Below are 21,990 nucleotides of genomic sequence, written 5' to 3' on the forward strand. Positions count from 1 at the left end.
TGGCGCAAATTTCTGCATAAAATTGCTGATCGGACTTGTTCGGCGTACAAGTGTACGCTATCTTGCGACTCGAAACTTTAAAATAGTGATGACTTACAGAGGTATTGAATGAAACGTGCAGTGATTACTGGCCTGGGTATCGTTTCCAGCATCGGTAGCAACCAGCAGGAAGTCCTGGCATCTCTGCGTGAAGGACGCTCGGGGATCACTTTCTCTCAAGAGTTCAAAGATTCTGGTATGCGTAGCCACGTATGGGGTAACGTCAAACTGGACACCACCGGTCTTATCGACCGCAAAGTGGTCCGTTTCATGAACGATGCCTCTATCTATGCTTATCTCTCCATGCAGCAGGCGGTTGAAGACTCTGGCCTGAAAGCAGAAGATTATCAAAACAACCCGCGCGTAGGCCTGATTGCTGGCTCCGGTGGTTCTTCTAAAGCGCAGGTATTTGGTGCTGACGCAATGCGTAGCCCACGTGGCCTGAAAGCGGTGGGTCCATATGTTGTGACCAAAGCGATGGGCTCTGCGGTTTCGGCCTGCCTCGCTACGCCGTTCAAAATTCACGGTGTGAACTACTCCATCAGCTCCGCATGTGCTACCTCCGCACACTGTATCGGTAACGCGGTAGAGCAGATTCAGCTGGGCAAACAGGACATTGTTTTTGCCGGCGGTGGCGAAGAGCTGGGCTGGGAAATGGCCTGTGAGTTCGATGCGATGGGCGCACTGTCCACCAAGTACAATGAAACTCCAGAGAAAGCTTCCCGTACCTATGACGCGCACCGTGATGGTTTCATCATCGCAGGTGGCGGCGGTATGGTTGTGGTTGAAGAACTTGAACACGCACTGGCTCGCGGCGCGCATATTTATGCAGAAATCGTTGGCTACGGTGCGACGTCTGATGGCGCAGACATGGTTGCTCCATCTGGTGAAGGTGCAGTGCGCTGCATGAAGATGGCGATGCATGGCGTTGATACCCCAATCGACTACCTGAACTCCCACGGTACCTCTACTCCGGTAGGCGACGTGAAAGAACTGGGTGCGATTCGTGAAGTGTTTGGCGACAACAGCCCAGCAATCTCCGCAACCAAAGCAATGACCGGTCACTCTCTGGGTGCCGCTGGCGTGCAGGAAGCTATCTACTCTCTGCTGATGCTGGAACACGGCTTTATCGCCCCAAGCATCAACATCGACGAGATGGACGAGCAGGCTGCTGGTCTGAACATCGTGACTGAACCAACCGACCGCGAACTGACTACTGTTATGTCCAACAGCTTCGGCTTCGGTGGTACTAACGCCACGCTGGTCATGCGTAAGCTGTAATTTTTACAGTTGGTGAGAAAAAGGAGCCTTCAGGCTCCTTTTTTTATGCGTTGACAATCGCCTGAAATAACAGGCAAACTCCTGGCTCAACATTATCATCACGATAATGCGTAAGCGTTCAACGTCAACCAACGCACCTTAATCCTGATGATCAGGTAGAGGGGGCGTGGCCACAGTACCTCGCCTTACTCAGCATTCTGGAGTAAAGCATGACAGCAGTAACTCAAACTGAACCAACATCTTCTTCGAACGGGTCGCTATTTCGCATCGCGTTTGCGGTGTTTCTGACCTATCTCACCGTTGGCATTCCGCTGCCGGTCATTCCACTATTTGTGCACCAGGAACTGGGCTACGGCAACACGATGGTGGGCATTGCCGTCGGTATTCAGTTCTTTGCAACCGTTCTGACGCGTGGCTACGCCGGGCGTCTGGCGGACCAGTATGGCGGTAAGCGCTCAGCATTGCAGGGGATGGCCGCCTGTGCGTTTGCCGGGGCTGCCTGGCTTGGCGCGGCGCTGCTTCCGGTGGACGCGATGGTTAAATTTGGCCTGCTTATCGTCGGGCGCTTAATTCTGGGCTTTGGTGAAAGTCAGTTGTTAACCGGTACCCTGACCTGGGGGATGGGGCTGGTAGGGCCGAAGCAGTCCGGCAAGGTGATGTCCTGGAACGGCATGGCGATATTTGGTGCGCTGGCCGCGGGGGCTCCTTTGGGGCTGTTTATCAATGTGCACTACGGTTTTGCCGTGCTGGCTGGAGTCACGATGGCGCTGCCTCTGCTGGCCTGGGCCTTCAACGGCTCGGTGCGTAAAGTCGCCGCCATGGCCGGGGAGCGTCCGTCGCTGTTTAGCGTGATTGGCCTTATCTGGAAACCGGGCATGGGATTGGCGCTCCAGGGCGTGGGCTTCGCGGTAATTGGCACCTTCGTATCGCTCTACTTTATGAGCAAAGGCTGGTCGATGGCCGGTTTCACGCTGACGGCCTTTGGCGGCACCTTTGTGCTGGTGCGAATTCTGTTTGGCTGGATGCCGGATCGCTTCGGCGGCGTGAAGGTGGCCGTGGTCTCGTTGCTGGTGGAAACCGTGGGCCTCCTGCTGCTGTGGCAGGCACCGAGTGCATGGGTGGCGCTTTCCGGCGCGGCGCTGACCGGAGCCGGATGCTCGCTGATTTTCCCGGCGCTGGGCGTGGAAGTGGTAAAACGTGTGCCGCAGCAAGTTCGTGGGACAGCGCTGGGTGGCTATGCGGCGTTTCAGGATATCGCCCTGGGCGTATCCGGGCCGCTGGCGGGGATGCTGGCGACCTCATTCGGCTATCCGTCCGTCTTCCTGGGCGGGGCGATTTCCGCCGTGCTGGGGATCGTGGTCACCCTCTGGTCATTCCGTAAGTAATCGTTATTGCCCGGCTCCGCGCGTCTGAGGGCCGGCAACCGCTTTGCGCGGCAGGAAATATTTCACCTGGAATTCAAACATGTTGGTGTACAGAATCGAGTAATCGATAGGGTTCGACTGTTCATCAATGGCCTGTGTCTGCATACGGATAATCGGATCGAACGCGCTGATGTGCAGTAGTTTGGCCACGTCTGGTGACGGTAAAATAGGCTGAATAGACTCATAGCAGCCAAGAATTTTCACACCGCACTCATTCTCAATATACGCAAACTTCGACTTCTTCATATGGGCGAGCGTCAGGTCCGGGAACCGACTGGCGGAGAGCCACGTCTCCTCAATCTGCATGGCAATATTGTCGATTAAACGCAGGCGCCTGGCGTAGTAGACTGGTTCGCCGAGCATCACCCGCAGGTTATTGGCAATCTCTTCAGAGGCGGTCTGTAGCTCAAACTTCAGGATCTGGCTGGTGGGGGTTTTGCCCTCGTTGCGGGCGATTTCGGTAAAGCTATCGAGATGGGTCACAGAGGCCTGAAAATGTTTATTCCGCAGATAGGTGCCTGAACCATGCCGCCGTTCAATCATCCCTTCCTCTTCTAGCGTCTTTAGCGCCTTGCGTAGCGTATTACGCGAAACATCATAATGCTCTGCCAACTCTTTTTCCGAAGGTAGAAGATCGCCGATATTGTAGATTGAGCTGTTTAATCTGTTTTTAAGCAGATTGATGACGTTCTGATAAACCACTTTTGAACCTCCTTAAATCCTTTTTTAACAGTAGGTTACAAATTCATCTCCGTAAAAATGCACCAACACGTTCAGTTATCAGTCAATTATTGAACAACTTTGGTGCCGTTAACTGTGATCGCAATGCAGGTTAAGAAAATTAACAATTATTAAAGTGAACGTCAATGAGTGACATATTTTTGTGAAAGGAAATGGGATGCGAAATATATTATTAAATCGTGCTATTGGAATATCGATAAAGATGAAGATTCAGGGCCGGATGGATAGTCAAACGGTGTTTTAATTGGCTCGCTAGCTATTGAGTAAATAATTATTTTTTATTTCATTGTAAAATTAAGGGACCATTATGGGGTTAATGAATTCATTTGAACGTGGGATGGAAAAAATCCTTGTTCCGATAGCCATTAAATTAAACTCGCAGATCCACGTTTCGGCCATTCGCGACGCCTTTATTCTATCCTTTCCAATCGTCATGGCCAGCTCGCTGATTATTCTGATTAACTTCGCCATCCTCTCGCCTGACGGTTTTATCGCCAGTATCCTGCATCTGGGGACGATATTCCCTAATCTGGTCGATGCTCAGCAAATATTTACTCCGGTGATGAACGGCTCGGTCAATATTATGGCAGTACTAATTACCTTCCTCGTGGCGCGTAATATGGCGATAAGCTACCAGCAAGATGACCTGCTGTGCGGCCTGACCGCTATTGGCGCGTTTTTTGTGGTCTATACCCCATATACGATTATCGATGGGCAGGCTTACCTGAGCACCAAATATCTGGGGCCACAGGGGTTGTTTGTAGCGGTTATTGTCGCGCTGCTGGCGAGTGAAATTTTCTGTCGCCTGGCGCGTAATCCGAAGGTGACCATTAATATGCCAGCCGCAGTACCGCCTGCAGTAGCACGCTCCTTCAAGGTACTGTTGCCGATCTTCTTCGTAATGATCTTCTTCTCGGTGCTGAACTACCTGTTGTTGAAAATCTCGCCAAACGGCCTGAACGACCTGATCTACACCCTGATTCAGGCGCCGCTGAAGGATATGGGCACCAACATCGTGACTGTGTTGATTCTGGGGCTGGTGGCTAACTTCCTGTGGATCCTCGGCATTCATGGGCCGAACACCGTAGCGGCGATTCGTGAAACCATCTTCTCAGAAGCGAATCTGGAGAACCTCTCCTATGCAGCCTCCCATGGTTCAACCTGGGGCGCGCCGTACCCGATTACCTGGACCGGTATTAACGACGCCTTCGCCAACTGCGGCGGCTCCGGGATGACGCTGGGTCTGCTGCTGGCTATTTTTATTGCCTCCCGCCGCAAAGATTACCGCGATCTCGCCAAAATGGCCTTTGTGCCTGGCTTGTTTAACATCAACGAACCGGTGATGTTCGGTCTGCCTATCGTACTGAACCCGATTCTGGTGATTCCATTTATTCTGGTGCCGTTTGTTAACTCACTGATTGGCTATTTCTTTATTACCCTGGAAATTATTCCTCCGATTGCTTACGCGGTGCCGTGGACCACGCCAGGGCCGCTTATTGCTTTCTTCGGCACAGGGGGGAACTGGATGGCGCTCTTCGTCGGCATACTGTGCCTGGTGGTCGCAACGCTTATCTACCTGCCGTTCGTGATTGCCGCTAACAAAGTCAATACGTCGGCCGCAGCGGAACAGAACGCTTAACGAAGGTAACGGCATAAAACGGTCCTCTCGCCCCATTGGGGAGGGAGTGAGGGGACACACGCCCACCATTTTCCGGGAGATACAGATGATTAAGCTGATTATTACCGACCTCGACGGCACTTTCTTAAACCGCCACGGTGATTACAACCGCGAGTTGTTCCCGCAGGTTATGGCATTGATGCAGCAGCAGGGCGTGGCCTTTGCGCTGTGCACCGGCAAACAATGCGAGCGCGTCGAGGAACTGTTTGGTGAACAGGTGGGGGATTTCTGGATCCTGGGCGACAGCGCCACACGGATTAAACATGCTGGAGACTATGTTTATCAGTCACTGATTAAAAACGCGCTGGGGCGCGAAATCATCCACACGCTTGAGGAGGTCAACAGCGAGCCGGTGATCATCGCCTGCACGCCGTTTGGGGCGTACGTCAAAAACACCGTCTCCCCGGAGATGCTGCAGAAAGTGAAGATGTCCTACGCCAACGTGGTGCAGGTTGCGGCGTTCGATGAAGTCAGCCATGACTTCGTTAAAATTTCCCTTTTCGACATTAAAGGCCGTTGCCCGCAGATTAAGCCGCACCTTGCAGATTACGTTGATAAAGCCTATATCGTGGTATCAGAAGACGCGTGGATTGATATCGCCGACGTGGGCGTGCACAAAGGCCATACGGTGGAAATTTTGCAGGAGAGGCTGGGCGTCAACAAAGACGAAACGATGGTCTTTGGCGATGGGCTGAACGATATCGAACTGATGACCCGCGCCATCTGGAGCTTCGCCATGCGCAATGCATTTGACGAAACCAAGCAGGCAGCGCGGTTTATTACCGGCACCAATGATGACGACGCAGTCATGACGACCATTGCTCAGGTGCTGAGTTTACAGCAGCACCCAAAGTAGGATTGCCACCACGATCAGCACCACAAAGGCCAGTCCAGGGCGTGCTGACAGCGACTTAATTGAGGTCATCATCGGTGCGAAAGGCGCGTAAATCGGCTGAATGTTCCGCACCTCCAGCGCCTCGGCATGCGCCACGCGTTCACGCTCAATACGTTTGAGGAACAGGAGGTTGAGCAACTCCTGAACCTGAACGGTGGTAAGCACCGTCTGTGGCGTCATATTCCAGTTCTGCTGCCCGTAATCACGCAGCACCTGAAGCTCCTGATCGCCCAACGGCTGCTTAAGCGCGGCCTGAAGCACGTTAAGCGTAGGGGCTGGGTGCGTGCTCAGCGTCAGCCGTGCCTGCAAGAGGGTCACCAGCGAGGTGAAATATTTCGCGGGAAGCAGCTCGCTGGTCTTCACCGGCGAAAATTCCTGTAGCGACTGCCATAGCGGCTTATTGGCGTCACTGGACGACGATGATGCTTTATCGGAGTAGAGCGCGTCGGGCTTCACGCTGGCGAGCTCAATTAGCGACTGCCAGATTTGCTTACTCGACTCGCCGGTCGCCGCGGACAGCTTGCTGACCAGCTGGTTGAGCGTGGTGTATTCTGCCGGCAGCAGCGGACGGTCGGTCGCCGGGCGCTGCTGCGGCTGAGGAATTGATAGCTGCCCACGCTGAAGCAGCAGCAGCACATTATTAAGCTGCGGCTGGGTAAGCTGGTTCAGGGCGGTGTGCCCATACTGCTGACGGATAAAATCACTGACGGCCTGGCGGTTGTTGCCCTGGCTTAGCAGTTCGGTCAGCTGAGACAGTGTTTGTCGCATGCTGAGGTTCTGCTCGGCGGTGCCGATACGCTGATTCAGATTTTGTTCCGCTGCCGGGAAATGACGCGACAACAGCGGCGTATCGCTTTTCACGCCCAGATCGTGCTTTACGCCAGCCCACACCTCGGCATTTTGCTGCGAGGTCATGGTGATAAGGCGCGTGATCAAGCGTTCCAGCACGGTGCGTTGCTGGAGACTCAGCGGCTGCTCTCCGGCATTGGAAAGCGGTGTAGGGCCGGCCCCCGGAGGGCGCGCAGGCATACCTGAGATGGGTTGCGTCATGATTCTTCCTTTCTGCAAAGCGGTACTGATGCCAGGCGCGAGTATTCCTGGCGGCAAGATTATGGCACACTTCCCCGGTTTACTCTCGTTCTCAGACAGGTACTGAACCGTGAAAATCCTTGTTGATGAAAATATGCCCTACGCCCGTGAACTTTTTAGTCGTCTGGGCGAAGTGAGGGCTGTTCCTGGCCGCCCGATTCCGACCGATGCGTTAACCGATGCGGATGCGCTGATGGTGCGATCGGTAACGAAGGTGAATGAAGCGCTGCTTGCCGACAAGGCGATTAAGTTTGTCGGGACCGCCACCGCGGGCACCGACCACGTAGACCAGCCGTGGCTGGCGCAGGCGGGTATTGGTTTTTCTGCCGCACCCGGCTGTAACGCCATTGCGGTGGTGGAATATGTCTTCTCGGCGCTGCTGATGCTGGCCGAGCGCGACGGTTTTGCGCTGGCTGACCGCACCGTCGGTATCGTCGGCGTGGGTAACGTGGGTGGCCGTCTGCAAAAGCGCCTTGAAGCGTTGGGGATTAAAACGCTGCTCTGCGATCCGCCGCGTGCGGACAACGGCGACGAAGGGGATTTCCGCTCGCTCGACGAACTGGTCGCTGAAGCTGACGTCATCACCTTCCACACGCCGCTCTATAAAGAAGGGCAGTATAAATCGTTGCATCTGGCCGATGAGGCGCTGATTCGCCGCCTGAAGCCGGGGGCGATTCTGATCAACGCCTGCCGTGGCCCGGTGGTGGATAACGCTGCGCTGCTGAAATGTCTGGAAGCGGGGCAGGAATTGAGCGTGGTGTTGGACGTTTGGGAACCCGAACCGGATCTCAACCTGGCGCTGCTCGATAAAGTGGATCTCGGCACTTCGCATATCGCTGGCTACACCCTGGAAGGTAAAGCACGCGGTACTACCCAGGTGTTTGAAGCCTACAGCCAGTTTATTGGTCAACCACAGCAAGTGACGCTCTCGACGCTGCTGCCGGCACCTGAGTTTGGTCGTATCAGCCTGCACGGCCCGCTCGATCAGCCTACGCTGAAAAGACTGGTCCATTTAGTGTATGATGTGCGCCGCGATGACGCGCCGCTGCGAAAAGTGGCGGGGATCCCCGGCGAATTCGACAAACTGCGCAAGAACTATCTCGAGCGTCGCGAATGGTCATCATTGACCGTTGAGTGTGATGATGCCAATGCCGCCGAGTTGCTGCAAAAACTCGGGTTTAACGCCGTACACTGTTAATGTCTTCTTAATCACTCTGCTGGATACTCCGGCAGAGTCGCTTTTTTCTGGAGTAAATCACCATGTCTGAAGGCTGGAATATTGCCATCCTGGGCGCGACCGGCGCCGTAGGCGAAGCCCTGCTTGAAACCCTTGCTGAACGTCAGTTCCCGGTGGGTGATATCTATGCGCTGGCGCGCACCGACAGCGCGGGCGAACATCTGCGTTTTAACGGTAAATCGGTCAGAGTGCAGGATGCCGCAGAGTTCGACTGGACTCAGGCTCAACTGGCATTCTTTGCCGCCGGTCAGGAAGCGTCGGCAAGCTATGCCGAAGAAGCCACCAACGCGGGCTGCCTGGTTATCGACCTCAGCGGTCTGTTCGCGCTGGAGCCGGATGTGCCGCTGGTGGTGCCGGACGTGAACCCGTTCGTGATGGCGGATTACCGCAACCGTAACCTGATTGCTGTCGCCGATAACCAAACCAGCCAGCTTCTGGCTGCGCTGAAGCCGCTGATTGATGACGGCGGCCTGTCGCGTATCAACGTGACCAGCCTGATCTCCGCCTCCGCGCACGGCAAGAAAGCCGTTGATGCGCTGGCAGGGCAGAGCGCCAAGCTGCTGAACGGTATTCCGATTGATGAAGATGACTTCTTTGGCCGCCAGCTGGCGTTCAACATGCTGCCGCTGCTGCCAGACCGTGAAGGCTCCGTGCGTGAAGAGCGTCGTATCGTCGACCAGGTTCGCAAAATCCTGCAGGACGACGGTCTGATGATTTCTGCAAGCTGCGTGCAGTCGCCGGTATTCTACGGCCACGCGCAGATGGTGAGCTTTGAAGCCATGCGTCCGCTGTCTGCGGAAGAAGCGCGTGATGCTTTCTCCCGCGGCGAAGATATCGTGCTGTCTGAAGAGGGTGAATTCCCGACTCAGGTTGGCGATGCTACTGGCAGCGCGCACCTCTCCATCGGCTGCGTTCGTAACGATTACGGTATGCCGGAACAGGTTCAATTCTGGTCCGTTGCTGATAACGTTCGCTTCGGCGGCGCGTTGATGGCGGTTAAAACCGCTGAGAAACTGGTGCAGGAGTATCTGTACTAATGTCTGACATGGAGCAACTGCCGGTCTATCGAATTGCGCTGGGCATTGAGTACGACGGCAGCAAATATTACGGCTGGCAGCGGCAAAACGAAGTGCGCAGCGTGCAGGAGAAGCTCGAAAAAGCGCTCTCGCAGGTGGCAAATGAACCTATCAACGTGTACTGCGCCGGGCGAACTGACGCCGGCGTTCACGGCACGGGTCAGGTAGTGCACTTTGAAACCCGCGCGTTGCGTAAAGACGCCGCATGGACGCTGGGTGTAAATGCGAATTTACCTGGTGACATCGCGGTGCGTTGGGTGAAAGCTGTTCCCGACGATTTTCACGCTCGCTTTAGCGCAACGGCGCGTCGCTACCGCTACGTCATTTACAACCACCGGTTGCGTCCGGCGGTGTTGGGGCAGGGTGTGACCCATTATCACCAGCCGCTGGACGCGGAGCGGATGCACCGCGCCGCGCAGAGCCTGCTGGGCGAGAATGACTTCACCTCGTTTCGTGCGGTGCAGTGCCAGTCGCGTACGCCATGGCGCAACGTGATGCATATCAACGTGACGCGCTATGGCAACTATATTGTGGTGGACATCAAAGCAAATGCCTTTGTGCACCACATGGTAAGGAATATTGTTGGCAGCCTGATGGAAGTTGGCGCAGGAAACCAGCCGGAGAGCTGGATGGCAGAACTGCTGGCGGCAAAAGACAGGACGCTTGCCGCCGCAACGGCAAAAGCGGAAGGGCTGTACCTGGTGGCGGTAGATTATCCCGCCCACTTTGCACTGCCTAACGCGCCGATGGGCCCGCTTTTCCTGGCGGACTAACGAAGTCATTTAGGGCTAAGACAATATGGATCTCATCCGTTTTTTGATTGATTTCATCCTGCACATTGATGTGCACCTGGCGGAGCTGGTTGCGCAGTACGGCATCTGGGTATACGCCATTCTGTTCCTGATTCTGTTCTGCGAAACGGGGCTGGTGGTGACGCCGTTCCTGCCGGGCGACTCGCTGCTGTTTGTTGCTGGTGCGCTGTCGGCACTGCCGACCAACGATCTCAACGTCCACCTGATGGTGGTGCTGATGGTGATTGCGGCGATTGTCGGCGATGCGGTGAACTACACCATTGGGCGGCTATTTGGTGAGAAGCTCTTTAGCAACCCGAATTCGAAAATCTTCCGTCGTAGCTACCTCGATAAAACCCATGCGTTCTACGATAAGCACGGCGGAAAAACCATTATTCTGGCGCGATTTGTACCTATCGTCAGAACATTTGCGCCATTTGTGGCGGGAATGGGCCATATGTCCTATCGTCATTTTGCTATCTACAACGTGACCGGCGGGCTGCTGTGGGTGCTGTTGTTCACCTACGCGGGCTACCTGTTTGGCGATCTGCCGGTGGTTCAGGAAAACCTGAAGCTGCTGATTGTCGCTATTATTGTGCTGTCGATATTGCCGGGCGTGATTGAAGTGATTCGCCACCGTCGCAAGGCGGCAAAACAGGCAAAATAAACCCTGCACGCGGGGCACGATTCAGCCGTGCCCTGTTACGACATGTTTCGCGGTTCGACCACTTTTTTATGCCAAGTTTCGGGCTGTTATGTTTTAATGTGCAACATTCATGGTCTATGAGGGGCAAAAGTGGCATTATGCGCGCCCCCTTATGGCAAAACTGGCATCGACCAGGTTCAGGCAGAAAGGTTATCAATGAGCTGGATTGAACGAATTAAAAGCAATATCACACCTACCCGTAAGGCGAGCATCCCGGAAGGGGTGTGGACCAAATGCGATAGCTGTGGTCAGGTTCTGTATCGCGCCGAGCTGGAGCGTAACCTCGAGGTTTGCCCGAAGTGCGATCATCACATGCGTATGTCAGCGCGTAATCGCCTGCATAGCCTGTTAGATGAAGGGTCCCTGGTAGAACTGGGTAGTGAACTTGAGCCGAAAGACGTGCTGAAGTTCCGTGACTCTAAAAAGTATAAAGACCGTCTGGCATCTGCTCAGAAAGAGACAGGTGAAAAAGACGCGCTGATCGTCATGAAAGGCACCCTGCACGGTATGCCGGTTGTCGGTGCGGCCTTTGAGTTCTCCTTTATGGGCGGCTCAATGGGTTCTGTTGTCGGCGCGCGTTTTGTCCGTGCCGTTGAACAGGCGCTGGAAGACAACTGTCCGCTGATCTGCTTCTCCGCTTCCGGGGGTGCGCGTATGCAGGAAGCGCTGATGTCTCTGATGCAGATGGCGAAAACCTCTGCGGCACTGGCGAAAATGCAGGAACGCGGTTTACCGTACATTTCCGTGCTGACCGACCCAACCATGGGTGGTGTCTCCGCCAGCTTCGCGATGCTGGGCGACCTGAACATCGCCGAGCCAAAAGCGCTGATTGGCTTTGCCGGCCCGCGTGTTATCGAACAGACCGTTCGTGAGAAACTGCCACCGGGCTTCCAGCGCAGTGAGTTCCTCATCGAGAAGGGCGCTATCGACATGATCGTTCGCCGCCCTGAAATGCGTCTGAAGCTTGCCAGCATTCTGGCGAAGCTGATGAATCTCCCGGCACCGAACCCGGACGCGCCGCGCGAAAGCGTGGTGGTACCACCGGTACCGGATCAGGAACCTGAGGCCTGATAGTGTAAGGGCAGGGCCGGGTGGCTCTGCCCTTTTTGCTTTTATTCACCGTTGTTGGATGTTGCGGCACTATGGACAAAAATCTTATTCCTCAGGCCACGTCGCCCCTGGCTACGTGGCTTTCTTATCTGGAAAATCTCCACTCAAAAACTATCGACCTTGGCCTCGAACGCGTCAGCCGGGTTGCCGGTCAATTAGACATCCTGCAGCCTGCGCCATTCGTCTTTACCGTCGCGGGAACCAACGGCAAAGGCACCACCTGTCGCACGCTGGAAACTATTCTGATGGCGGCTGGCTATAAGGTAGGGGTTTATAGCTCTCCACATCTGGTGCGCTACACCGAACGCGTACGCGTACAGGGAGCTGAGCTTGCAGAAAGCGCGCATACCGCCTCATTCGCGGCGATTGAAACCGGACGTGGTGATACCTCACTGACCTATTTCGAATACGGCACGCTGTCGGCGCTGTGGCTGTTTAAGCAAGCAAAGCTCGACGTTGTGATTCTGGAAGTGGGCTTAGGCGGTCGCCTTGATGCCACGAACATCGTTGATGCTAACGTCGCCGTGGTAACCAGTATTGCGCTGGACCATACCGACTGGCTGGGGCCGGACCGTGAAAGCATTGGCCGTGAGAAAGCGGGCGTGTTCCGTGCTAATCGCCCTGCGGTGGTTGGTGAGCCGGATATGCCGCACACCATTGCCGACGTAGCACATGAAAAAGGCGCACTGCTGCTGCAGCGTAACGTTGACTGGCGCTACACCGTTGAAGACGAAAGCTGGACCTTTAGCGACGCTCAGGGCGAGCTGCGTAATCTGCCGTTGCCAAACGTGCCGCAGCCTAACGCCGCCACGGCGCTTGCCGCGCTGCGCGCCAGTGGGCTTGAAGTGAGTGAAGCGGTGATCCGTGAAGGCATCGCCAGCGCGATTCTGCCGGGCCGTTTCCAGACTATCCAACTTGAGCCATGCGTTATCCTTGATGTCGCGCATAACCCGCACGCCGCAGCCTATCTTGCCGGGCGTCTCAAATCGTTGCCGAAAACTGGGCGAGTGCTGGCGGTTATTGGTATGCTGCATGATAAGGACATCGCCGGTACGCTGGCGTGTCTGGAGGACGTTGTGGATAGCTGGTACTGTGCGCCGCTCGAAGGACCTCGCGGCGCCACGGCGGAACAGCTGCGCGAGCATCTGCGCGCAGGGGCCGTCTTTACCAGCGTCGAGCAGGCGTGGCATGCCGCCATGGCTGGCGCAGCGCCCGAAGATACGGTGCTGGTGTGTGGATCGTTCCACACGGTAGCGCATGTGATGGAAGCGTTGGACGCGGGGAGTGCCGGTGGCAAGTAAGTTTCAAAACCGTCTCGTCGGGACGATAGTATTAGTTGCGCTGGGGGTCATTGTGCTGCCAGGGCTGCTTGACGGGCAAAAAAAGCATTATCAGGATGAGTTCGCGGCGATTCCGCTGGTGCCAAAACCGGGCGACCGTGATGAACCTGACATGCTACCGACGGCAACGCAGGCATTGCCTGCTCAGCCGCCTGAAGGGGCGGCGGAAGAGGTGAGGGCAGGCGATGCTGCAGCGCCGTCGCTGGACTCCAGCCGTCTGGCCGTTAATGGCAACGGCGATCTCGAACAGATCCCGCCGGCCGCCGAACTGCCGAAGCCAAAACCAGTAGAAAAACCGAAACCAAAACCGCAGCCTGTTGCTGAACAGGTCGCGGCAACGACGCCACCGCCGAAAGCCGCGCCGGAAGAGAAACCGGCACCGGTAGGTAAAGCGTACGTGGTGCAACTTGGTGCATTGAAGAATGCGGATAAGGTGAACGAAATTGTGGCGAGTCTGCGTGGTGCGGGATATCACGCCTACACGTCGCCTTCGACGCCTGTTCAGGGTAAAATCACCCGTATTCTGGTCGGCCCGGATGCCTCGAAAGATAAGCTGAAAGGTTCACTTGCTGAACTGAATCGGTTGTCGGGGCTCAGCGGTGTGGTGATGGGATATACGCCGAACTAAGGCGTAGGTTTTCCCCTCACCCCGGCCCCCTCTCCCAGGGGAGAGGGGGAGGGTGAGGGGTGTTGAACAACGCCTAAAACGACCAAAAAACGATGGCGTTGAATATTTTTTCAGCGCCATTTTTTATTTACGCCGGGGAAGGAAATCCCTACGCAAACGTTTTCTTTTTCTGTTAGAATGCGCCCGAACTGGATGACAGGGCGTAAAATCGTGGGACATATATGGTCTGGATTGATTACGCCATTATCGCGGTGCTGGGCTTATCTTGCTTGGTGAGCCTCATCCGCGGCTTTGTTCGTGAAGCATTATCGTTGGTGACATGGGGCTGTGCCTTCTACGTTGCCAGCCATTACTACACTGACCTGTCAGTCTGGTTTACGGGCTTTGAGGACGAACGGGTTCGAAATGGGATTGCTATTGCGGCGCTGTTCATCGCGACGCTCATCGTCGGCGCTATCGTCAACTTTGTGATAGGCCAACTGGTGGAAAAGACCGGTCTGTCGGGTACAGACAGGGTATTGGGGATCTGCTTCGGCGCATTACGTGGGGTGCTGATTATCGCCGCTATCTTGTTCTTCCTTGACACCTTTACCGGGATGGCCAAAAGCGATGACTGGCAGCATTCGCAGTTTATTCCCTATTTCTCACCGGTTATCAGATGGTTTTTTGAATACCTTCAAAGCTCGTCAAGTTTCTTGCCCAAAGTATAAGCTTTGGGTCGTTGCTTAACGAGGAAAAGACGTATGTGCGGTATTGTCGGTATCGCCGGTGTCATGCCGGTAAACCAGTCGATTTATGATGCGCTAACGGTGCTGCAGCACCGTGGACAGGATGCCGCTGGCATCATCACCATTGATGCCAACAACTGCTTCCGCTTGCGTAAAGCGAACGGTCTGGTGAGCGATGTCTTTGAAGCCCGCCACATGCAGCGTATGCAGGGCAACATGGGTATTGGCCACGTGCGTTACCCAACGGCGGGCAGCTCCAGCGCCTCTGAGGCCCAGCCTTTTTACGTCAACTCCCCGTACGGCATTACGCTGGCGCATAACGGTAACCTGACCAATGCGCACGAGTTACGTCAAAAGCTGTTTGAAGAAAAACGCCGCCACATCAACACCACCTCCGATTCTGAAATCCTGCTCAATATCTTCGCGAGCGAGCTGGATAACTTCCGTCATTACCCGCTGGAAGCCGACAACATCTTCGCGGCTATTGCCGCCACCAACCGCCAGATTCGCGGTGCGTATGCCTGCGTCGCGATGATTATCGGCCACGGCATGGTGGCTTTCCGTGACCCGAACGGTATTCGTCCGCTGGTGCTGGGCAAGCGTGATATTGGCGACGGTCGCACCGAATATATGGTGGCCTCCGAAAGCGTGGCGCTGGACACCCTCGGCTTTGAATTCCTGCGCGACGTTGCGCCGGGCGAGGCGGTCTACATCACCGAAAACGGCCAGCTGTTCACCCGTCAGTGCGCTGACAACCCGGTGAGCAACCCGTGCCTGTTCGAGTACGTCTACTTCGCGCGTCCGGACTCCTTTATCGACAAGATTTCCGTCTACAGCGCCCGCGTAAACATGGGGACCAGGCTCGGCGAGAAGATTGCGCGTGAATGGGAAGATCTGGATATCGACGTAGTCATTCCGATTCCGGAAACCTCTTGCGATATCGCGCTGGAAATTGCCCGTATTCTCGGCAAACCGTATCGTCAGGGTTTTGTGAAAAACCGCTACGTGGGCCGCACCTTTATCATGCCGGGCCAGCAGCTGCGTCGTAAGTCCGTTCGCCGCAAGCTCAACGCGAACCGCGCTGAATTCCGCGATAAGAACGTGCTGCTGGTGGATGACTCCATCGTGCGCGGTACTACCTCTGAGCAGATTATCGAGATGGCACGTGAAGCCGGGGCGAAGAAGGTCTATTTGGCCTCTGCGGCACCGGAAATTCGTTTCCCGAACGTCTACGGTATCGATATGCCAACCGCTACCGAGCTGATTGCTCACGGGCGTGAAGTGGATGAGATTCGCCAGATCATCGGCGCTGACGGTCTTATCTTCCAGGATCTGGACGATCTGATTGACGCGGTACGCGCGGAGAACCCGGATATTCAGCAGTTTGAATGCTCGGTGTTTAACGGGGTGTACGTGACTAAAGACGTCGACCAGACCTATCTCGATTTCCTCGATTCTCTGCGTAATGACGACGCGAAAGCGGTGCAGTTGCAGAATGAAGTGGAAAACTTAGAGATGCATAACGAAGGGTAAATCAGGAATGCCGGATGACGACGCATCGCGTCTTATCCGGCCTACCGTCTACCCTCGTTGTAGGCCGGATAAGGCGTAACCGCCATCCGGCTTTTTTTATGGTTACGCCTCGTCCACCCAAATCCGCATTTCGCCTTCGCCACGGTTGGCCCAGCTAAACCACGGGATAAAGGTTAACGTCTGCTTCTCAACCGCCGTCTGACGATTATCAAAGCTGTATAGCGGCTTGTCCTCCTGCGCGGTCAGCACGCGTAACCCTTCCGCCTGCAACAGAATTTTGCCTTTCAGCACGCCCACGCCCTGAATCTCACGGAATACGCTCTCTTTTGGCAGCGACAGGTTATGCAGTTCGCTGCCGTTATCCGCCTCTTCCAGGCAGTAGACCAGCGGCCCGCGTTGAATCGCCACTTTGCCTGCCGCATGGCGCACCAGCGGGTTGGCGTAGACACGCCGGATAGTCATCGGCAGGTGCAGCGTAATCACGTCACCTTCCTGCCACTCCCGGTACAGATGCAGGTAACCGTTGAGGGTATCGCCCACCGCGAGCTGACCGTTGACCAGCACCTTCGGTGCTTCACACCACTCCGGTAGACGCAGCGCCAGGGTATGTTCGACCGCTTGCGGATGTGTGAAGCGAATGTTCACCTCTTCATCCCACGGGTAGTTGCCTTCGATTTTGAGCGCCAGCGTCTGGTCGTTCACCGTGAACTGCGCTTCGCTACCGGCGTAGAAGTTGATAAATAGCGCATCCGGGCGTGGGGTGAAAATGTAGTGGCCGATAGCAACCAGCGTGCGCGCAATATTCGGCGGGCAGCAGGCGCAGCCGAACCAGCGCTGGCGAACCGGTTTAATGTGATCGTAGATATGATTATGTGGAATGCTTTTCGGGTGCGTCTCCAGCGGGTTGACGTAGAAGAAGTGCTTACCGTCCAGCGCCATTCCGCCAAGCACCGTATTGTAGAACGCGCGCTCCATTACATCGGCGTAGTGAGCATCGCCCTCCATTTCTAACATGCGCCGGGCGAACATCATCAGGCCAATTGAGGCGCAGCTTTCGCCGTAGGCGGTGTCGTTCGGCAGGTCATAGTCGCTGGTGAAGGCTTCGCCAATTCCCTGCGATCCGATGCCGCCGGTGATGTACATGCGGCGCTGCACCATGTTGTCCCAGATGCGCAGACAGGTCTGGCGCTTATCTTCGTCGTGGGTCATACGGGCGATATGCGCCAGCCCTGTCATCAGGTACACCGAGCGGACGGCGTGGCCGACCGCTTCGTGCTGCTCGGAAAGCGGCTTGTGCGCATGGGTGTACGATTTGTCTTTAATCATGCCAGGCCAGGCATCGCCCCAGCCGACCCAGTGGCGAGTGCCGCCGCGTTTTTCAAACTCAATATCGTAGTAGTACGGCTGCTGGCCGCGCTCTTCGACGAAGAAGCGGGCCAGCGTCTGATAGCGTGGTTCCTGGGTAACTTCATACAGACGCATCAGCGCCAGTTCGATTTCCGGATGCCCCGGATAGCCGCGCAGCTTCCCGGGGGTGGGGCCGAAAACCGTGTCGATGTGATCGGCAAAGCGGCAGGAAATATCGAGCAGGCGACGCTTGCCGGTGGCGTGGTAAAACGCCACCGCCGCTTCGAACAGGTGTCCGGCGCAGTAAAGCTCGTGGCACTCAGCCACGTTGGTCCAGCGTAAGCCCGGCTCTTTTACGGTATACCAGGTATTCAGATAACCATCTTCACACTGCGCCTGCGCCAGCAGTTCAATCACCTCATCGGCGGTCTTTTCCAGTTGGGCGTCAGGCTTCTGGCTGAGTGACCAGGCAACCGCTTCCAGCCATTTGGTGACATCGCTGTCCTGAAAGACCATCCCATAAAAATCACCCTGCTCAAGACCGGCGGCAATGCGGTAGTTAGCCAGCGCGTGGCTGGGTTCCGCCTCCGGAAGATTGTCATTCAGCGCTTCCCACTGATAAGGGATAACCACATCGCGGATGAGGCGCTGGTATTCCCCTAAAAATGGGTCGGTAATGGTGATTCGGTTCAGATCGGCTTCAATCACATCAGACTGCATCATGTTTACCTCAGGAAATGTGTGAATGGCGTTGGTGAAGGTCGGTAGAAATACGTTTCATCATTGGGCCGTTAAGACGGCACTTCAGCAGGCACATGGCGAGCACAAAGTGGAACAGCGCTGGTACCAGGCTTTGCAGCAGGGTGATGCCATGGATAGACGCTGGCGTCTGGTTTCCAAGCCCAGGCTGATAGGCCACCATAATCAGGATCAGGCTGATAATTCCGCCGGAAGAGGCCCAGGAGAGCTTGATGAAAAAGAGGTTAAAGGCGAAGTTCATCCCGGAGGAACGCACGCCGGTTTTCCATTCGCCGTAATCATCGGCGAAGGCCATAATCGAGAAGTGCAGCGGCAGGGTGAAGCCCTGAATCACGCTGTTAACCGCAATGCAGACCAGCCACAGCACCTGGTATTGCGGGCCAACCGGCAGAAAGTACATGCCAATTCCGAAGGCGACCAGCACGAGGTTAGTCCAGTAGTAGAGGCGCACCATATCGACGCGGCGCGAGAGCGGGTTGACGATCATGGCCCCGGCAATCCCGGAAACGGTGAGGATACCGAAGAACATCGACATATACCCAGCGCCGCCCTCAAGCGCGTAGGAGATAAAGTACATGTAGCCGCCGCCGCGAATACAGAGAATATTCACCAGCAGGAAGGACATTACTAGCATCATCAGCAGTTGGTCATTTTTGCGCAGCCCGGCCAGGTGTTCGCGCAGGGTAAAGTTACCCGCCAGCGATAGCGGCACACGCTCTTTCACCCAGAAGAAGCACAGCAGGAACAGCACCATGCCGATGGTGCACAGTACGGTAACGCCATACTGATAACCCTTAGCCAGGTTGCCTTGACCAAAATATTCCACCATCCACGGCAGACCCACCGAGACGAGGAAACCGGCAATGCCGCTTAACACGAAGCGCCAGGACTGGCAGGACATCACCTGATCGTGACGGTTGGTGATGGCGTTGATCAACGCGCAGTAAGGCACGTTGTTGGCGGTGTAGCCGATGGAGAGCAGGAAGTAGGTGCCGAACGCCCAGGCGATTTTTGCGTTCGCGCTCATGTCCGGGACGGTAAAGGTCAGAATGCCGATGATGCCCAGCGGCACGGCAGTCCAGAGTTGCCATGGGCGAAAACGACCCCAGCGGCTGCGGGTACGGTCGGCAATCACGCCCATGACCGGGTCAGAAACGGCATCAAAGATACGCAGAGTGAAGAACATCGCACCGACGATAGCGGGGCTCAGCCCAAAGACATCGGTGTAGAAAAAGAGCAAAAAGCCGCTAATCAAATCTGAGATGCAATGCCCGCCTGCATCGCCTAATCCATAGCCTATCTTTTCGCGGGTAGAGAGCGTCTCTCCCGCATCAACGGTCTGTACATCAGTATCCAGGTTATCAGCAATGGTCATAACCAATCCTCGAACAGGGTGTGATGATTCAAAAAGTCATTACGGCGTATCTCTGACGATTTTTAGTAAATAACTAACGGCGCTGAGCATAGATCCTGAGCGAAAAGCGGGTATATAGCGTACGTTTTAAAGAGTGAATTTGATCTTGTTTTTACTATAAATAAACTTTAATTAGTGATGCATGTCACAATCATTGATGATTTTGTTAAGGCGAAAGTCATTTTTAGGAGTTATTGGTAGTGTGGCGTTAGTTTGTTTAGTAAATAGAAATCTTACTTTACGAGCAGAATAGGGGGCGTGGTATCCTCTGTCCGGCATGATAGCGAACAGGCGGAAACGAACGGAATGGCGAAGAAAATTAGAATCAAAGATATTGCCACGGCGTGCGGCGTTTCGATTGCGGCGGTCTCCCGCGCCCTCAAAGGGCAACCGGGGCTCGGTGATGAAACGCGGCAGCGCATCCTGGCGATTGCTCAGGCAGAGGGCTATGACTTTAGCCGTCTGCGTAGCGGCCGTATTAAGCGGCTGATGTTTTTACTCCACCGGGAACACAATATCGCCAGCGCGCTGCCGTTCTACTCGACGGTGATGCTGGGCGTGGCGGATGCCTGCCGGGAAAATGATATCGCCATGAGTTTTCAACCTATTGGCCCACAGGATTCGGTGACTGAACTGATTCAACTGCACCAGCCGGATGCGTTGGTTTGCGCCGGCTACCTTGAGCCAGAGGTGCTGGCCGAACTACGCCAGACGGCCCTGCCGGTGGCGCTGGTCGATTTATGGGCAGCTGATTTTCCCTGCGTGAACCCGGATAATTTCCACGGCGGTTTCATTGCCACGCGTCATCTGCTGGAGCAGGGGAGAACCCGCATTGCATTTCTGGGGACTTCACAGCGCCACTACAGTATTCGTCAGCGCGTCGAGGGTTATCAGCAGGCGCTGTTTGATGCCGGGATGACGCTCGCGCCAGAATACTGTGTTGAGGTGCCGCCGATTAAAGAGATCGAGCAGGCTCTGGTTGAAGGAATGTCACGACTGCTGGCGCTACCGCAGCCGCCGGATGCGATTTTTGCCTATAACGACGTAGCCGCGCTGGTGGCGATGCGCGAGTGCGCCCGTCGGGGCATTCGCGTGCCGGAAGAGGTGGCCATCGTCGGGTTCGATGACATCGATGCCGCGGCCTGGGCCCATCCGCCGCTGACCACGGTAGCGGTTGATAAGCGTGAACTGGGGCGAGATGCCTTTCAGTTGCTGATGAACGACGAAAGCGAACGCAATCTGCTGCTCCCAGTGCGGCTGGTGGCGCGCGGCAGTTCGGTGACGGATAGCGACGCGTTGCGGTTGCGTCTGGCGCCGTAATCCGGCAAAGTTTGCCCCATTATGGCTACAGGGCGGTTCGTGTGAAACGACTCATCATTGGTATTTCCGGCGCAAGCGGCGCTATTTACGGCGTGCGCCTGCTGCAGGTGCTGCAAACTGTGGCGGACGTCGAAACGCATCTGGTGATGAGCCAGGCGGCAAGGCAGACGCTGGCGCTGGAAACGGATTTCTCGCTGCGTGAGGTTCAGGCGCTGGCGGACGTGGTGTACGATGCGCGAGATATCGCCGCAAGCATCTCTTCTGGCTCGTTCAAAACCGCTGGTATGGTTATCCTGCCGTGCTCGATAAAAACGCTCTCCGGCATCGTGAACAGCTATACCGACGGCCTGCTGACCCGCGCGGCCGACGTGGTGCTGAAAGAGCGCCGCCCGCTGGTGCTGTGCGTGCGCGAAACGCCGCTGCATTTAGGCCATCTGCGGCTGATGACCCAAGCGGCGGAAATCGGCGCGGTGATCATGCCGCCGGTTCCGGCGTTTTATCATCGCCCGCAAACGCTGGATGACGTGATTAACCAGACCGTTAACCGCGTGCTCGATCTTTTCGATATCACCCTGCCAGAAGATCTCTTTACTCGTTGGACCGGCGCATAACTCTGCGCCACCATCGTGCATGATGTCGCTTTTGCCCTGTTTCAGGGCAATTGTGTAACACCGATCAAATCCTCGATATTTAATCATCCCGTTTGCACTTTTGTACTCGATTTATACGCTGCGGCTGATATCTTTCCTGATGATCACCTCTCATTATCTTTTTGTTAACAAATTTAACATCGACTGTTTTTGCAACGTTAAAGATGGCACGGAAGATGCAGAGTAGGTTTTGCAGACACAACA

19 protein-coding genes are annotated in these 21,990 nt (G+C 55.5%); 15 read left to right on the forward strand and 4 right to left on the reverse strand.

Annotated features, from left to right (window positions below; all coding sequences use genetic code 11):
• The first annotated feature begins 108 nt into the window (after positions 1-108).
• On the forward strand, positions 109-1,320 hold the full coding sequence (fabB, locus tag ACLGE8_RS10215) for a beta-ketoacyl-ACP synthase I (RefSeq protein WP_410998319.1): 1,212 nt from the start codon (positions 109-111) through the stop codon (positions 1,318-1,320).
• Between the two features lie 209 nt (positions 1,321-1,529).
• Positions 1,530-2,705, forward strand: a complete 1,176-nt coding sequence (locus tag ACLGE8_RS10220; protein ID WP_410998321.1) for an MFS transporter — start codon at positions 1,530-1,532, stop codon at positions 2,703-2,705.
• Between the two features lie 3 nt (positions 2,706-2,708).
• Here ACLGE8_RS10220 and ACLGE8_RS10225 read toward each other — a convergent pair whose 3' ends face one another.
• Positions 2,709-3,446, reverse strand: coding sequence for a GntR family transcriptional regulator (locus ACLGE8_RS10225; protein ID WP_410998323.1), 738 nt, complete (start codon positions 3,444-3,446; stop codon positions 2,709-2,711).
• A 346-nt stretch (positions 3,447-3,792) separates the two neighbouring features.
• Between ACLGE8_RS10225 and ACLGE8_RS10230 the strand changes: the two genes are divergently transcribed.
• Both ACLGE8_RS10230 and ACLGE8_RS10235 read left to right on the forward strand, forming a co-directional pair.
• The gene (locus ACLGE8_RS10230) at positions 3,793-5,124 is read left to right on the forward strand and encodes a PTS sugar transporter subunit IIC (RefSeq protein WP_410998325.1); all 1,332 of its coding nucleotides are present in this window, start codon (positions 3,793-3,795) and stop codon (positions 5,122-5,124) included.
• Between the two features lie 85 nt (positions 5,125-5,209).
• The gene (locus tag ACLGE8_RS10235; RefSeq protein ID WP_410998327.1) at positions 5,210-6,019 is read left to right on the forward strand and encodes an HAD-IIB family hydrolase; all 810 of its coding nucleotides are present in this window, start codon (positions 5,210-5,212) and stop codon (positions 6,017-6,019) included.
• Here the strand turns inward: ACLGE8_RS10235 and ACLGE8_RS10240 are convergent.
• Complete coding sequence (locus tag ACLGE8_RS10240; protein WP_410998329.1) at positions 5,999-7,108, reverse strand: flagella biosynthesis regulator; 1,110 nt, start codon at positions 7,106-7,108, stop codon at positions 5,999-6,001. The two genes, ACLGE8_RS10235 and ACLGE8_RS10240, sit on opposite strands and share 21 nt — an antisense overlap.
• Before the next feature lie 109 nt (positions 7,109-7,217).
• Between ACLGE8_RS10240 and pdxB the strand changes: the two genes are divergently transcribed.
• The 9 genes from pdxB to purF all read left to right on the forward strand — a co-directional run bounded on the left by pdxB (position 7,218) and on the right by purF (position 16,296).
• Positions 7,218-8,345, forward strand: coding sequence for a 4-phosphoerythronate dehydrogenase PdxB (pdxB, locus tag ACLGE8_RS10245; protein ID WP_410998331.1), 1,128 nt, complete (start codon positions 7,218-7,220; stop codon positions 8,343-8,345).
• 62 nt (positions 8,346-8,407) lie between these two features.
• Complete coding sequence (locus ACLGE8_RS10250) at positions 8,408-9,421, forward strand: aspartate-semialdehyde dehydrogenase (RefSeq protein WP_410998333.1); 1,014 nt, start codon at positions 8,408-8,410, stop codon at positions 9,419-9,421.
• Positions 9,421-10,233: a tRNA pseudouridine(38-40) synthase TruA gene (gene truA, locus ACLGE8_RS10255; protein WP_410998335.1), complete on the forward strand. Its 813-nt coding sequence runs from the start codon at positions 9,421-9,423 to the stop codon at positions 10,231-10,233. Before ACLGE8_RS10250 ends, truA begins: the two co-directional genes overlap by 1 nt.
• 25 nt (positions 10,234-10,258) lie before the next feature.
• Entirely contained in the window at positions 10,259-10,918 is a 660-nt protein-coding gene (locus ACLGE8_RS10260) for a DedA family protein (RefSeq protein WP_035892522.1), read from the forward strand.
• A 195-nt stretch (positions 10,919-11,113) separates the two neighbouring features.
• A complete protein-coding gene (gene accD, locus ACLGE8_RS10265; RefSeq protein WP_035892521.1) occupies positions 11,114-12,028 on the forward strand; it encodes an acetyl-CoA carboxylase, carboxyltransferase subunit beta in 915 nt (304 codons plus the stop codon).
• 71 nt (positions 12,029-12,099) lie between these two features.
• Positions 12,100-13,368 (forward strand): bifunctional tetrahydrofolate synthase/dihydrofolate synthase, encoded by a 1,269-nt coding sequence (gene folC, locus ACLGE8_RS10270; RefSeq protein WP_410998337.1) that lies wholly within the window; start codon positions 12,100-12,102, stop codon positions 13,366-13,368.
• Positions 13,358-14,035, forward strand: a complete 678-nt coding sequence (gene dedD / locus ACLGE8_RS10275) for a cell division protein DedD (RefSeq protein WP_410998339.1) — start codon at positions 13,358-13,360, stop codon at positions 14,033-14,035. Before folC ends, dedD begins: the two co-directional genes overlap by 11 nt.
• A 221-nt stretch (positions 14,036-14,256) precedes the next feature.
• Positions 14,257-14,745 carry a colicin V production protein gene (gene cvpA / locus ACLGE8_RS10280; RefSeq protein WP_185666782.1) on the forward strand — a complete coding sequence of 163 codons (489 nt, stop codon included), beginning with the start codon at positions 14,257-14,259 and terminating at the stop codon, positions 14,743-14,745.
• Positions 14,746-14,778: 33 nt separating this feature from the next.
• On the forward strand, positions 14,779-16,296 hold the full coding sequence (gene purF / locus ACLGE8_RS10285; RefSeq protein ID WP_410998341.1) for an amidophosphoribosyltransferase: 1,518 nt from the start codon (positions 14,779-14,781) through the stop codon (positions 16,294-16,296).
• A gap of 102 nt (positions 16,297-16,398) precedes the next feature.
• On the opposite strand, the gene ACLGE8_RS10290 is transcribed toward purF, so the two are convergent.
• Together ACLGE8_RS10290 and ACLGE8_RS10295 are read right to left on the reverse strand one after the other, a co-directional pair.
• Positions 16,399-18,366: a glycoside hydrolase family 127 protein gene (locus tag ACLGE8_RS10290; RefSeq protein WP_410998343.1), complete on the reverse strand. Its 1,968-nt coding sequence runs from the start codon at positions 18,364-18,366 to the stop codon at positions 16,399-16,401.
• 7 nt (positions 18,367-18,373) lie between these two features.
• Positions 18,374-19,777, reverse strand: a complete 1,404-nt coding sequence (locus ACLGE8_RS10295) for an MFS transporter (protein ID WP_410998345.1) — start codon at positions 19,775-19,777, stop codon at positions 18,374-18,376.
• A gap of 345 nt (positions 19,778-20,122) precedes the next feature.
• Between ACLGE8_RS10295 and ACLGE8_RS10300 the strand changes: the two genes are divergently transcribed.
• Together ACLGE8_RS10300 and ACLGE8_RS10305 are read left to right on the forward strand one after the other, a co-directional pair.
• Positions 20,123-21,136, forward strand: a complete 1,014-nt coding sequence (locus ACLGE8_RS10300; protein WP_410998347.1) for a LacI family DNA-binding transcriptional regulator — start codon at positions 20,123-20,125, stop codon at positions 21,134-21,136.
• 41 nt (positions 21,137-21,177) lie between these two features.
• Positions 21,178-21,747: a UbiX family flavin prenyltransferase gene (locus ACLGE8_RS10305; RefSeq protein ID WP_410998349.1), complete on the forward strand. Its 570-nt coding sequence runs from the start codon at positions 21,178-21,180 to the stop codon at positions 21,745-21,747.
• The last annotated feature ends 243 nt before the right edge of the window (positions 21,748-21,990 follow it).

Origin of the sequence: Kluyvera sp. 142486, from assembly GCF_046569695.1 — a bacterium.
Taxonomy (GTDB): Bacteria; Pseudomonadota; Gammaproteobacteria; order Enterobacterales; family Enterobacteriaceae; genus Kluyvera.